The sequence below is a fragment of the Methylorubrum salsuginis genome (assembly GCF_900114375.1).
GTDB lineage: Bacteria > Pseudomonadota > Alphaproteobacteria > Rhizobiales > Beijerinckiaceae > Methylobacterium > Methylobacterium salsuginis.
In genome coordinates, this window is the sequence record NZ_FOSV01000003.1 from 186,973 (window position 1) to 199,775 (window position 12,803).

The window sequence follows — 12,803 nt, forward strand, 5'->3', positions numbered from 1 at the left end:
CGCGATGACCGTCGACGACATCCTCGCGCCCGAGGCGGTGATTCTCGGCCTGCGCGCTTCCGCCAAGACCGCCCTCCTCGAAGACTTGGCCCGGCGCGCCGCGCAGTCGCTCGCTCTCGACGCCGCCACGATCCTCGGTGCCCTCGTTCGCCGGGAAGGGCTCGGCTCGACCGGGATCGGCGACGGCGTGGCGCTGCCGCATGCGCGGCTGGAATCGGTCAGGAAGCCGTTCGGCCTGCTGGCACGCCTGCGGGAGCCCTTCGACTTCGACGCAGTCGACGAGCGGCCGGTGGACCTCGTGTTCCTCCTCCTCCTGCCGACGGCGGAGGGTGACGATCACCTGAACGCGCTGGCCTGCGTGGCGCGCAAGCTGAGGGACCCCGACATCGCTGCGGCCCTGCGGATTGCGCGGGACGCAGCAGGCCTCCACGCGTCGATCAGCGCCCCGTCCTTCAGCCACGCGTGAGGCGCCCCTCGGGGGGGCCTGCGCGACCACATGCCGATGGCTGAGAGCGAAGCGGCGACCGGTCGTTCGGAGTAGGTCGAGCGAGACGGTGCCGAAGTCGTCGAACCCGGCCGACAGCGGACGGTCCGGCAACAACTGGTGCCACGCCCCTGCTACCGCCAACCGAAACGAGCTCGCCCGCGCTCAAATCCGAGCTTCGTTCGACAAGCCGACGCGCCAGCCAAGCCACCGCGACGAACGGGTCGCCGATGATGTCGCTTCCGTGGCCGTCGATGGCGAGGCTTGCCTCGGTCGCGGCGACGCCATCGACGGCGAGGACCAGGCCAAAGGTGCGGAGGACTTGGGCGCTGTGGCGTCTGGAGCCCATGGGCCGGACGTGGCGGGCTCGGACGGAACGGCTGGACACGGGAAACCCCGACGATTGACGACCGTATGGATAACGGATGCCGGGGCTGCCACCTCGAGAGCGTCGGCCCTGCCGTCAGATGCGCAGCTCGATCCGCTCCCCGGACAGGCGCACGGCGTCGGGACGGTGGTCAGTCTCGTCCTCGGCGTAATCGACGGCCGCCTTGCGGCTCCGGAACAGGCCGCCGGCGCGCCCGTGGATCTCAATGGCGACCCAGTGGCCTTCCGGGTCCTGGCCGACGATGAACCGGGCCGCGTCCGAGGCGGAAGCCTCGGCAGGGATGACGGCGACTTGTATGCTGGGGGACATCGTGTGTCTGGGGTTTGCGCGGCCTTCAGGAGACCGCGCCCCTAAACTGTGCCCGACCGCGTTAGGGTTCGAGCGGGAAGCGGAGCCAATCTCATAAGCGTTTCGTTAGGATTCAGGTCTTCGGCGGCCCGTGCCCTCGAAAGCCGGCGCCTCGGCCTTGAACAGACCGTTGCTCGTCTAGGCCAGGGCGTTGTCATAGCCGTCCCCGACGCTGCCGACCGAAGGCTCAACACCCGCCTCCGCCAAGCGCTCCGTGTCGCGCAAGGCGAAGTATTGCGAGCCCTGGACGCCCTTCCATGTGTCAAGCGGCGATGCGGGTCTGACCGGGGCGATCGGCAGCACCATGCAGATCGGCTCGACCCCGTAGACCTCCCGGTGACCGTCGATGAAGGCGATCATGCCCGCGACCGGCGATCGAACTGCGCCAACCCAAAACCGGCGGACGCCTTCCTCGGGATCTCGTTGGCCTGCCGAAGTTCGCGGTTCCCCCGCTCCAGCGCCTTGATCCGCTCGCCCTGCTCCGTCGTCGGGCCGGCGCGCTGAGCACGATTCCGCTCGCCTTGGCGCACCCCGTTGCGCAGCGTCTCGCCCGAGCAACCGATCTTCGAGGCGATCGAGCGGATCGCCCCGCATTGCGAGCCGTTCTCACCCTGATGGTCGAACACCATCTGCACCGCGCGCTCGCGGACCTCAGGCGAAAAGGGAATGTTTGGCTTCGTCATGGCTCCACCCTCTCAAGAGGCGGAGCCTCCGGGAAACCCGGAGCGGTTCATCTCGCACGGTAGCAAAGATGAGGGTTACTCGTCGGGCAACGCAGAACAAGATTTAAAAAAGTTTTGGGAACGCAACAGGGAACATCAGGAACGCGAGATCAACACAAAAGCTGAAAATCGCAAGCGCCGCCAAAAGGATGGAGTGGAGCGGGTGAAGGGAATCGAACCCTCGTATTCAGCTTGGAAGGCTGCTGCTCTACCATTGAGCTACACCCGCATGAGGGCCGGATATCACGAGCCGCGGGGTTTGAGAAGATCGCCGCGGCTCGGCTCCGGGTGCTCGGACCTCTGGAGGCACAGCTCCAGGGCACGGTACGGACGGTGAGGCCCGGTCGTTCCCCTTCGGCGGCTCGACCGCGGGGCATGACCGGGGAATCGATGGACAGACTTGCCAGGGACGCGCCGGATCAGAGGCCCATCAGCACGCTGACCGAGCCGACGGCCGTCACGATGAGGCCACAGGCGAACACGGCGATCATGGCGTAGGAAACGGGCTTCAGCTGCATCGTCGATCGACTCCTTGAGATATGGAAAATGGCTTGGGTTTCGGGTTCGATGGCGTCCGCAGGTCGCAAGGCGCCCGAGCCGGACGGCTCCGGACGCCCACGCATAAAGCGGGCCCCGAGGCGGCCCGATCCATCACAACGAGGTGATGTCGGATCCGGCCGAAGGTTCGCCGGATATTCGCTCGCGATATTGGACACATCGTGCCGGTTCCGACCGTCGAGGTTACGATCGAAGCCAAGATTCCGGCAGTATGATGCCGAGAGGGTGACCCGCCCTCATCGGGCGGGCCGTCCGGGTCAGCAGCGGGTACCGCCGGAGGTCTGGCCGTATTGCTTGACCGGGAAGTGCTGCTGGTTGGCGTTGCCCTCTGCGGCCGAACTCGTCGGGCAGCGGGTGAACTTCGGATCGTCGTGAACACCCAGCGACCCCGTCACCTCCGGCGCGAAGCGCGTGACGGGCGCGGTCCGCTCCACCGGAGCAGCTGCGCTGAAGGCCAAGGCGGAAGAAACCGGAGCGGTGGCGCCGAGCATGACGGCGGCAACGACGGCGGCGACTCGCGTCTTCATACGGTGTTCATCCTCCTTCTGCAGCACATCCCCGTCGCGGGGCCTGCTTCTCTCTGCTGAAGATGAATATAGGCACCAAACTTCATCTTGGATGTGTCACGACGCACGCAACCGAACGGATTACCCGCCGGACTGGACTTCGGAACAAGGGTTCACGCCCGATGTGCCGACGGCGGCCAGCCCTCCTCGGCGCGGCGGCCGGTGAGGCCGGCCTACGCCGGCATGTCGGGATGGGGTCGGTGACGGGGATCAGGGACCGTGCGGCAGCCGGGCGCTCGGCCCCGGACCGGACAGCGCGGCCCTGCGCTCCAGGCCCTTATGGAGATGGACCATCAGCGCCACGCCGAAGAGCGGGGTGACGAGGTTGACGATGGGAATCACCATCAGCCCGGCGAGCAGGCAGCCGGCGAGGATCACAGTGAATCCGAAATGCTCGCGCATGGCCCGCGCCTCGGCCAGCGGCCGGAAGCGGCCGGCGGCGAGTTCGAAATACTCGCGGCCCAGGAGGTAGGCGTTGGCGCCGAAGAAGGCGATGAGGTTCACCCCCGGCACGAAGACGAGGATCAGCGCCACGAGGTTCACCAAGAGCGCCAGCCCGGCGAACCGCACGGCCGACCACATCGCCTCGCCGAAGGGCAGCGCCCGCCCCTGCGGCTCGGCGGGGAAATCGGTGCGCTCGACGATCTCGGCCACGTCGTCGAGGAAGAAGCCGGCCACCAGGATCGAGACCGCGGGCATGACGTAGGCGAGCGCCACGAACAGCCCGGCACCGGCCAGGAAGAAGGCCAGGGTGTCGAGGAACGGATAATCCGCCGAGATGTGGTGGCTTGCCTGGAACGCCTGGATCAGGCGGGTGAGCCCGAACCACACCGCGATCAGCAGTCCGATCGTCAGCGCCAGCGACTTGAGCAGGATGCCGCGCAGCGCCGGAGAAAGCACCTGGCGCAGAGCCGCGGCGGCGGCCTTGATGAGCATCGCCCGATCCGTCCGTGGAAATTGTCGTGTGCCCGTCCCGCCGGGGTTCTCGCCGCAACCGTTCGTGAGCGCAAGCCCCGGCGCGGGGCGGGCCCTCCCGACCGTTTGCCGCGTTGTCGCCGGACAGAGGCCGCGGAGCCACGCCGGAGACACGCCATGACCCGACGCCCCTTCCCCCGCCTGATCCTGCTCGGCCTCCTCGTCGCCGGAAGTCCGGCCGCCGCCCACGAGGTCGGCGCCTGGGCCGGCGCGAATTCGGCCCCCGCCGAGCGCTCCGAGGTCGCGGTGGCGGCGCTCGACGGCAAGGCCTACGTCATCGGCGACTACAACGGCGCGACCGAACTCCTGATCTACGATCTCGCCGAGGACCGGTGGAGCAAGGGCGCGCCCTTCCCCTACCCGGTCCACCACACCATGGCGGCCGAGCGGGGCGGCAGGATCTACGTCTTCGGCGGCTACGTGAACGGCTGGGAGGCGAGCCCGAAGGTCTGGGCCTACGATCCCAAGGCCGACCGATGGGAGCCGCGGGCCGACCTGCCGACGCCGCGGGCGGCGGGCGGGGCGACGCCGCTCGGCGCCAAGATCCACGTCGTCGGCGGCAGCGGCTCGGGCCGGGGCAATGTCGCGACCCACGAGATCTACGATCCGGCGACCGATTCCTGGGCCGGCGCCGCGCCCCTGCCGACCCCGCGCGACCATCTCGCGGTGCAGACGGTCGAGGGTCGCATCGTCGCCGTCGGCGGTCGCATCGACGGGGATTCCTCGAAGAACCTCACGGCCAATCAGGTCTACGATCCGGCCGCCGACCGCTGGAGCGATGCCGCGCCCCTGCCGACGGCCCGCAGCGGCGTCGCCTCGGCGGTGCTCGGCCGCGAGGTGTTCGTGATCGGCGGCGAATCCAAGGTGAAGACCTACGACGCGGTCGAGGCCTTCGACCTGCCGGCCAATCTCTGGCGCGCCCTCGCCCGCCTGCCGACCGCCCGCCACGGCTTCGGCGCGGTGACCTACGGGGGTCGCCTCTACACTCTGACGGGCAGCCCCCGGCCGGGGGGCGAGAAGTCGGGCATCGTGGAGGTGCTCGATCCGAAGGGGGCCGCGCCGGGGCGGTGATTTTTGTCGTTCGCAACGTCGCCGCAGCATCCCCTCTCCCGTCCGCTCCGCGGACGCCCTCCCCGGCAGAGGGGGGAGGGGGTCTGGGGCAGCGGCGCTTGTCGCGGCGTGCGGCCCGTCCGACATGACGGGCACTTCTCGAACCAGAAAACCGAATGCCCCCGTCCCCGGAACACGTCCGCTTCCACCCCACCGTCCCGCCTCGCTTCGCCCCCCTCCCCTCCGCCCCCGACGTGGCGGTGATCGGCGCGGGCGCGGCGGGAATCGCGGCGGCGCGGCGGCTGATCGCGCGTGGGCTGTCGGTGGCGGTGCTGGAGGCGCGCGACCGGGTCGGGGGGCGGGCCTTCACAACGGCTCTGCGCGGGCATCCGATCGATCTCGGGGCCCACTGGCTCCATGCCGGGCCGGTCAACCCGCTGGTGGCGCTCGGGCACGCCCGTGGCGAGCCGCTGCGGCGGGCGGCGCAGGACGGGCATCTCTGGGTCGGGCGCCGCCGCGGACGCACCGCCGAGCAGGCCGCCTTCGGCCGGGCCTTCGACGTCGCCGACCGGGCGATGACGCTGGCCGCCGGCCTGCGCGAGGACGGACCGGCCTCGAGCGCCGTGCCGCCGAGCCTCGGGCCCTGGCGCGAGCGGATCAGTCTCGTCCACGCCCTCGTCTCGGGCCGGCCGCTTCAAGAAGTGTCGCTGCACGATTGGCCGAGCCTCGAATACGGCGACAACTTTTTCGTCTCCGGCGGCTACGGCGCCTACCTCGCCCGCCTCGCGCTGGATCTGCCGATCCGGCTTTCCGCGCCGGTCGCCGCCCTCGACACCACGGGGCCGGGCGTCGCGATCCGCCTGGACGACGGTGGAACGCTCGGCGTCCGCGCCGTGATCGTCACGGTGCCGATTCCGGTGCTCCAGCGCAGCGTCCGCTTCGAGCCGCCCCTGCCGGCGCGCACCCGCGGGGCGATCGACGGCTTCCTGTCGGGCACCTACGAGCACGTGGTGCTGCATTGGCCGTCGGCGCCGTTTTGCGGCCGCGACCGGCTCGCCAGCATCGTCGGCGGACGCCACAAGCCGCCGGGGATGCTGACCCGGATCGACGGGACGCCGTTCCACTATTTCGAGATCGACACCGCCTTCGCGCGAGCGGCCGACGCCCTCAGGGCCGGGCCGGACGCCGAGCGCCGCCTCGCCCGCGCGGTGCTGGCCGAGCATTTCGGCCACCGTGCCCTGCGCGACCTCGCGATCCCGGCGGTCACCGGATGGCGCCACGATCCGTACGCGGCCGGCTCCTGGGCGGTGGTGCCACCGGGCCACGCGCCGGCGCGGGCGATTCTGGGCGAGCCGGTGGCGGATCGGATCTGGTTCGCGGGCGAGGCCCATTCCCGCCAGCAATGGGGCACCGCCGGGGGCGCCTTCGAGGAAGGCGGGCGGGCGGCGGAGGCCGTCGCCGACCATCTCTCGGCCCGGGGACCGCGCGCCGGCGCCTGAGACCCATCCGCGATGATCCTGACCCATCGCCGATTGCCCCCGCGGCGACGGGGCGGCGGGACGGCGGGCCTCCGCCGGACGCACGGAACGGGACCATCGGTCCGGCTCCGTGCCGCTTGGTATGTGACGCTTGCAATTCGGGCACGATCGGTGCGAACCGCCGCCATGCGGGCGAAGCGGGGGCGGCGATGAACTGGATCGAGGCGATCGGCTATCTCGGCACCGGGCTCACCATCGCCTCGACGGCGATGAGCACGATGATCCCGCTGCGGATCGTGGCGCTCTGCGCGAGCTGCGCCGTCATCACCTACGGCCTCCTGATCGGCAGCGCGCCGGTGGTGCTGACCGAGATGATCCAGATCCCGTTCAATGCCTGGCGGCTCTACCAGATGGTCCGCCTCGCGCGCGACACCGAGAAGGCGGCCTCCGGGGACCTGTCGCTCGACTGGTTGAAACCCTTCGGCACGTCCCGGCGCTTCCGGGCCGGCGAGGTGCTGTTTCTCAAGGGCGATCTCGCCGAGGAGATGTACCTGATCGAGAGCGGGCGCTTCCGCATCGCCGAGCACGGCCTCGACGTGAAGCCCGGCGACATCGTCGGCGAACTCGGCATGCTCTCGCCGGGCAACCGCCGCACCGGCTCGCTCGCCTGCGTCGAGGCGGGCTCGGCGCTCTGCCTAAGCTATTCCGAGGTCAAGCAGCTCTACTACCAGAACCCGGAATTCGGCTTCTACTTCCTGCGGCTGACGAGCGAACGCCTGTTCCAGGGCGCCGCCGAGACCCTGCGGCCGGACAATGCCGGCACGGAGGTGCTGTAGGGCCGTCTCGCTCCCGCCGCGTTTGCCACCGAGACTGCATTCGCCAGGGGAAACCGGTGCATGTCGCGCGGACGTGTTTCGTCAACGCCCGCGGGAATGGTACGAGTCCGAGCGCAGCCCCGGCGGCCCGGAGCGCGCAAGCGGCCAGACGCACACGGCCAGACGCCAGCGGGACACGGATGAGGGGATACGAGGCAAAGGCCCAGGTCATGGCGGATGTCGCCACCGTGATCGAGCAGGCCCGGCGCGAGGGGCGCGACCTCGCCACGGCCTTGCGCATCGCCCGGGTGACGCTCGCCTATCTCAGCGGCCCGCAGCCGGACCCGGAACAGGCCCGCGCCCTCGAAGCCTTCGACAAGCAATTGCGCCAGCTGTCGAGCTGAGGCCGCATCCGCCTCAACCCGCTTGGATGATCAGCGTCACGGCGCCGAAGGCCAGCACGGCCAACACGGCCACGGCCATCAGGATCAGCGCCGCGCGCGACTCGCGGAGTTGGTTCTCTTCCATAGCCTCAGCTTAGGCGCAGCCGCGGTATCGGGGAAAGCCGATCCGGGCGGTCGTTTCGCCGCGACCGGTCGGCCGCGGGCGTGACGATCACGATGTCCTCGCCGGGCACCGCCTCGACCGGCGGAACCCAGGGAAGGACGGTCCAGCGGCCGTACCAGTCGGCCGCCACCGAGAAGGCGAAGCGGTGCGTCGGGTCGCAGGCATGGGTGAACGGCAGAGCCTTCGGATAGGGCCCGCGCCGCGCGGAAAAACCGTCCGAGAACAGGCCGAGCACGGGGGCCGGACGCGCGCGGTCGTCGGAACGGGCGAATGCAGGCACGGAAGGAACCTTCGCGAAAACATCGGGGCGGGCCCACCGTGGGCGAGCCGTTTGCGCGTCTCACTGCAAGACCGGAGCCCGCATCCGGCCTGCACTGCCGGGCGGGGCGGTGGGCGCGTCGTTTTCCCTGCGCGGACGGGCGCTTCGGGGGCCTGCGCCGAGCTGGTTCGGGGGTTGCGATGGTTAAGCGAAACCGTCTTCGACCGGGCCGCGATGTCCCGGAACGGGACGGCGGGCGGATCGGGACGGCACGCACGCCCCGATCCGGAACCGATGCCTCGCCTCTCGCAGGACCGATCATGCAGCCCGTCATCGGCGCGCTCCGGCGCCTCCTCCACCGCCGCTTCGCCCATCTCGGCCTTTTGGGCGCCCTGGCTCTGACCATGACGTGGTGGTTCATCGTCGCCCGCGGCGTGTGGTGGGCCATCGAGTGGGCGACGGCCTGAGCGGCGCTCGGCGCAGACCCCGCGAACGTTCTTTCTAGAGAACGGGCGCGCAGGAGATGGTTCTTTCTCTCGCGAGGTTTTTTGGAGAAGGCCGTTCCGACGGCGCCCAAAATTGCCCTTGGCGCTCAGGGGAGATGGGCGTTATCGCCCCTGTCGATGAGCCGGGAGACCCTGCGGCCTCAGCTTGACAACGTTCGTTAAAACGAACACTCCCTTCGATGACGAGCGGGCGTCGGCGCCCGCCCCACGGAGGCGAGACGACGTGACTTCAGGCAACCCGACCAGACCCGGCTTCGCCCCGTTCGGACGGGCGGCCCTCTTCGGCCTCGCCCTGGCGCTCGGCAGCGTCGGCGGCGCGCAGGCGCAGACGGAAATCCTCAACGTCTCCTACGATCCGACCCGCGAACTCTACCGCGAGATCAACGCGGTCTTCGCCGAGGAATGGAAGGCCAAGACCGGCGAGACCATCACGATCCGCGCGGCCCATGGCGGTTCGGGCGCGCAGGCCCGCACCGTGATCGACGGCATCCCGGCCGACGTGGTGACGCTCGGCATCCCCTCGGACATCGACGCCATCGCGAAGATTTCGAAGAAGATCCCGGCCGACTGGCGCAGCAAGCTCCCCAACGAGGGCCTGCCCTACACCTCGACGGTGGTCTTCCTCGTCCGCAAGGGCAACCCGAAGGCGGTCAAGGACTGGTCGGATCTGGCCAAGCCCGACGTGAAGGTCATCACCCCGAACCCCAAAACCTCGGCGGGCGGACGCTGGAACTTCCTCGCCGCCTGGGGCTACGCCTACGAGAAGGAAGGCAAGGACAAGGAGAAGGCCAACGCCTTCGTCGGCAGCTTCTACAAGAACGTGCCCGTCCTCGACACCGGCGCCCGCGGCTCGACCGTGACCTTCGCCCAGCGCGGCCTCGGCGACGTGCTGCCAACCTGGGAGAACGAGGCGTTCCTCGTGCTGGAGGAGTTCGGCAAGGACAAGTTCGACATCGTCGTGCCGCCGACCTCGATCTACGCCGAGCCGCCGGTCGCGCTGGTCGATGCCAACGTCGACAAGAAGGGCACCCGCAAGCAGGCCGAGGCCTACCTGCAATTCCTCTACAGCGACAAGGCGCAGGCGATCTTCGCCAAGCACCATTACCGCCCGATCAAGCGCGAAGCGGCCAAGGCCGAGGACCTCGCCCTCCTGCCCGAGATCAAGCTGTTCAAGATCGAGGATGTCCAGGGCTCCTGGGACGACATCCAGAAGCTGAACTTCGACAATGGCGGTCTGTTCGACCAGCTCAGCAAGGCCGGGCGCTGACCTCATGGTCGAGCCTCCCCGTCCAAGGCGGCGCTTCCGCCAGCGCAGCGTGATCCCCGGCTTCGGGCTCACGCTCGGCTACACCCTCACCTGCCTCGGCGTGATCGTGCTCCTGCCGCTAGCGGCGCTCGTCGCCAAGGCCGCCGGGCTCGGCCCGGCGGGCATCTGGGCGGTCGCCACCGATCCGCGGGTGGCGAGCGCGCTGCGCGTCAGCTTCGGCGTGTCGCTGCTGGCAGCCCTCACGGCCTCGATCTTCGGCGGCATCGTCGCCTGGGTGCTGACCCGCTACGAGTTCCCCGGCCGCAAGCTCGCGGACGCGGTGGTGGACCTGCCCTTCGCCCTGCCGACCGCGGTCGCCGGCATCGCGCTCGCCTCCCTCTACGCCCCGAACGGACCGTTGGGGGCGCAGCTCCTCAAGGTCGGCATCGAGGCGGCCTACACCCCGGTCGGCATCTTCATCGCCATGGTGTTCATCGGCCTGCCGTTCGCCGTGCGCACGGTGCAGCCGCTGATCGCCGAGATCGACAAGGAAGTGGAGGAGGCTTCCGCCATCCTCGGCGCCTCGCGCGTCGCGACGCTGACCAAGGTGGTGCTGCCGCCCCTCATCCCGGCGGTGCTGACGGGCTTCGCGCTCGCCTTCGCCCGAGGTGTGGGCGAGTACGGCTCGATCATCTTCATCGCCGGCAACCTGCCCTACGTCTCCGAGATCGCACCGCTCTTGATCGTCATCAAGCTCTCGGAATTCGACTACGAGGGCGCCAGCGCCATCGCGGTGATCATGCTCGGCATCTCGTTCCTGACGCTGCTCGCCATCAATCTGGTCCAGGCCTGGAGCCGTCGGAGATTCGGCTATGTCTGAGGCCGTCGCCCCCTTTCCCGACACACGGGACGACACCATCCGCCCGCCGCAGAGCGTGGTGACCGAGCGGCCTTACGTCCGCTGGCTCCTGATCGCGGTGGCGCTGGCCTTCCTGGCGCTGTTCCTCGTTCTGCCGCTGATCACGGTGTTCGCCCAGGCGCTCGCCAAGGGCTGGGGGGCGTATCTCGCCGCCTTCACCGAGCCGGACGCGCAATCCGCGATCCGCCTGACGCTGACGGTCGCGGCCATCGCGGTGCCGTTCAACCTCGTCTTCGGCGTAGCGGCGGCCTGGGCCATCGCGAAATTCGAGTTCCGCGGCAAGAACCTGCTCGTGACGCTGATCGACCTGCCGTTCTCGGTCTCGCCGGTCGTCTCGGGTCTGATCTACGTGCTGGTGTTCGGCTCGCGCGGCCTGTTCGGCCCGTTCCTGGTCGAGCACGACATCCAGATCATCTTCGCGGTGCCGGGCATCGTGCTCGCCACCGTGTTCGTCACCTTCCCCTTCGTGGCCCGCCAGCTGATCCCGCTGATGCAGGAACAGGGAACCGCGGAGGAGGAAGCCGCGCTGACGCTCGGCGCTTCCGGCTGGCACGCCTTCCGGACGGTGACGCTCCCCAACATTCGCTGGGGCCTGCTCTACGCGGTCCTGCTCTGCAACGCCCGGGCGATGGGCGAGTTCGGCGCGGTCTCGGTGGTCTCCGGCCACATCCGGGGGCTGACCAACACGCTGCCGCTGCACGTGGAGATCCTCTACAATGAGTACAACTTCGTTGCCTCTTTCGCCGTCGCCTCCCTCCTTGCCGGCCTCGCTCTTGTCACCCTCGCCATCAAATCCTTCCTCGAATGGCGCTACGCCGACGACATCGCGGCGGGGACACGGCGCCACTGACCGGAGCGGCGACGTGAACAGTCAGGCGACCGCGATCCGCGTCGAGGACCTGTCGAAGACGTTCGAGACGGCCGCCGTCCTGCACGACTTCAATCTCGACGTGCGGGCGGGCGAACTCCTGGCGCTGCTCGGGCCGTCGGGTTCGGGCAAGACGACGCTCCTGCGCATCATCGCCGGGCTCGACTTCCCCGACCGCGGCCGCATCATCTTCGGCCGCGACGACGCCACGCGGGTCCCCGTGCAGCAGCGCGCGGTGGGCTTCGTGTTCCAGCACTACGCCCTGTTCAAGCACATGACGGTGGCGGATAACATCGCCTACGGGCTCAACGCCCGGAAGCGCTCCGAGCGTCCGGACAAGGCCGAGATCAAGCGCCGGGTCGGCAACCTGCTCGACCTGATCAAGCTCTCGGGCTTCGCCGACCGCTATCCCAGCCAGCTCTCCGGCGGCCAGCGCCAGCGCATCGCCCTCGCCCGCGCGCTCGCGGTGGAGCCCCGCGTCCTGCTGCTAGACGAACCCTTCGGGGCGCTGGACGCGCAAGTCCGAAAGGACCTGCGCCGCTGGCTGCGCGAGATTCACGACCGCACCGGCCAGACCACGATCTTCGTCACCCACGATCAGGACGAGGCGCTGGAACTCTCCGACCGCGTGGCCGTGCTGGATCGGGGCCGGCTGGAGCAGGTCGGCACGCCGGACGAGGTGCAGGAGCATCCGGTGTCCCCGACCGTGCTGAAGTTTCTCGGCGACACGATCGAGGTCGAGGCCATCGCCCAGAACGGGCAGGTGCTGGTCTCGGGCCGCCCGACGCCGCTCACGGCGCCGCAGGGCCTGACCGGACCGGTCAAGCTCTACGCCCGCCCCTGGCAGCTCCAGTTCGCCGACGCGGACGCCGCCCATCTCCACGGCACCGTGCGCTCGTCCTATCGGACGCAAGGCCGCCAGCGGATCGAGGTGGACCGGGAGGGCGCCAAGACCGTCGTGGTCGAGGCCTCCGACACGGCCCGGCTGGCGCATGGCCGCGAGGTCGGTCTCAGGATCGTCGGGGGATGGGTGTTTCCGTAAGCGGACGCGCCG

At 69.5% G+C, this 12,803-nt stretch carries 14 protein-coding genes, 1 tRNA gene, 1 pseudogene and 1 other annotated feature; of the genes and pseudogenes, 10 read left to right on the plus strand and 6 right to left on the minus strand.

Going from position 1 to position 12,803, the window contains the following annotated elements:
- Positions 1–4: 4 nt before the first annotated feature.
- On the plus strand, positions 5–466 hold the full coding sequence (locus tag BM140_RS06025; RefSeq protein ID WP_091943042.1) for a PTS sugar transporter subunit IIA: 462 nt from the start codon (positions 5–7) through the stop codon (positions 464–466).
- Positions 467–947: 481 nt separating this feature from the next.
- On the opposite strand, the gene BM140_RS06030 is transcribed toward BM140_RS06025, so the two are convergent.
- The 5 genes and pseudogenes from BM140_RS06030 to BM140_RS06050 all read right to left on the minus strand — a co-directional run bounded on the left by BM140_RS06030 (position 948) and on the right by BM140_RS06050 (position 4,002).
- Entirely contained in the window at positions 948–1,181 is a 234-nt protein-coding gene (locus BM140_RS06030) for a hypothetical protein (protein WP_091943044.1), read from the minus strand.
- A gap of 324 nt (positions 1,182–1,505) precedes the next feature.
- Positions 1,506–1,622: a sequence feature (AL1L pseudoknot), on the minus strand.
- Positions 1,506–1,903 (minus strand): annotated as a pseudogene (locus BM140_RS06035) (IS3 family transposase); the annotation flags it as partial. (Overlaps the previous feature by 117 nt.)
- A gap of 194 nt (positions 1,904–2,097) precedes the next feature.
- Positions 2,098–2,171: transfer RNA gene (locus BM140_RS06040), tRNA-Gly, on the minus strand.
- Between the two features lie 586 nt (positions 2,172–2,757).
- A complete protein-coding gene (locus BM140_RS06045) occupies positions 2,758–3,027 on the minus strand; it encodes a hypothetical protein (RefSeq protein WP_091943046.1) in 270 nt (89 codons plus the stop codon).
- A 249-nt stretch (positions 3,028–3,276) separates the two neighbouring features.
- Complete coding sequence (locus BM140_RS06050; RefSeq protein WP_091943048.1) at positions 3,277–4,002, minus strand: sulfate transporter family protein; 726 nt, start codon at positions 4,000–4,002, stop codon at positions 3,277–3,279.
- Between the two features lie 156 nt (positions 4,003–4,158).
- On the opposite strand from BM140_RS06050, the gene BM140_RS06055 reads away from it, so the two are divergent.
- The 4 genes from BM140_RS06055 (at position 4,159) to BM140_RS06070 (ending at position 7,788) form a co-directional block, all read left to right on the plus strand.
- On the plus strand, positions 4,159–5,112 hold the full coding sequence (locus tag BM140_RS06055) for a Kelch repeat-containing protein (RefSeq protein WP_091943050.1): 954 nt from the start codon (positions 4,159–4,161) through the stop codon (positions 5,110–5,112).
- A 155-nt stretch (positions 5,113–5,267) separates the two neighbouring features.
- Positions 5,268–6,590, plus strand: coding sequence for a flavin monoamine oxidase family protein (locus BM140_RS06060; RefSeq protein ID WP_091943053.1), 1,323 nt, complete (start codon positions 5,268–5,270; stop codon positions 6,588–6,590).
- Between the two features lie 188 nt (positions 6,591–6,778).
- Complete coding sequence (locus BM140_RS06065; RefSeq protein WP_091943055.1) at positions 6,779–7,405, plus strand: cyclic nucleotide-binding domain-containing protein; 627 nt, start codon at positions 6,779–6,781, stop codon at positions 7,403–7,405.
- A 179-nt stretch (positions 7,406–7,584) separates the two neighbouring features.
- The gene (locus BM140_RS06070) at positions 7,585–7,788 is read left to right on the plus strand and encodes a hypothetical protein (protein WP_056249435.1); all 204 of its coding nucleotides are present in this window, start codon (positions 7,585–7,587) and stop codon (positions 7,786–7,788) included.
- Between the two features lie 128 nt (positions 7,789–7,916).
- Here the strand turns inward: BM140_RS06070 and BM140_RS06075 are convergent, their stop codons facing one another.
- Positions 7,917–8,231 (minus strand): hypothetical protein, encoded by a 315-nt coding sequence (locus BM140_RS06075; RefSeq protein ID WP_091943057.1) that lies wholly within the window; start codon positions 8,229–8,231, stop codon positions 7,917–7,919.
- 299 nt (positions 8,232–8,530) lie between these two features.
- Here BM140_RS06075 and BM140_RS25755 point away from each other — a divergent pair, with 299 nt between their 5' ends.
- The 5 genes from BM140_RS25755 (at position 8,531) to BM140_RS06095 (ending at position 12,791) form a co-directional block, all read left to right on the plus strand.
- Positions 8,531–8,677 (plus strand): hypothetical protein, encoded by a 147-nt coding sequence (locus tag BM140_RS25755; RefSeq protein ID WP_165616403.1) that lies wholly within the window; start codon positions 8,531–8,533, stop codon positions 8,675–8,677.
- A gap of 262 nt (positions 8,678–8,939) precedes the next feature.
- Entirely contained in the window at positions 8,940–9,983 is a 1,044-nt protein-coding gene (locus BM140_RS06080; RefSeq protein ID WP_091943060.1) for a sulfate ABC transporter substrate-binding protein, read from the plus strand.
- 4 nt (positions 9,984–9,987) lie between these two features.
- The gene (cysT, locus tag BM140_RS06085; RefSeq protein WP_091943062.1) at positions 9,988–10,842 is read left to right on the plus strand and encodes a sulfate ABC transporter permease subunit CysT; all 855 of its coding nucleotides are present in this window, start codon (positions 9,988–9,990) and stop codon (positions 10,840–10,842) included.
- On the plus strand, positions 10,835–11,731 hold the full coding sequence (gene cysW / locus BM140_RS06090) for a sulfate ABC transporter permease subunit CysW (RefSeq protein WP_091943064.1): 897 nt from the start codon (positions 10,835–10,837) through the stop codon (positions 11,729–11,731). Before cysT ends, cysW begins: the two co-directional genes overlap by 8 nt.
- A gap of 13 nt (positions 11,732–11,744) precedes the next feature.
- On the plus strand, positions 11,745–12,791 hold the full coding sequence (locus tag BM140_RS06095; RefSeq protein WP_207549433.1) for a sulfate/molybdate ABC transporter ATP-binding protein: 1,047 nt from the start codon (positions 11,745–11,747) through the stop codon (positions 12,789–12,791).
- The last annotated feature ends 12 nt before the right edge of the window (positions 12,792–12,803 follow it).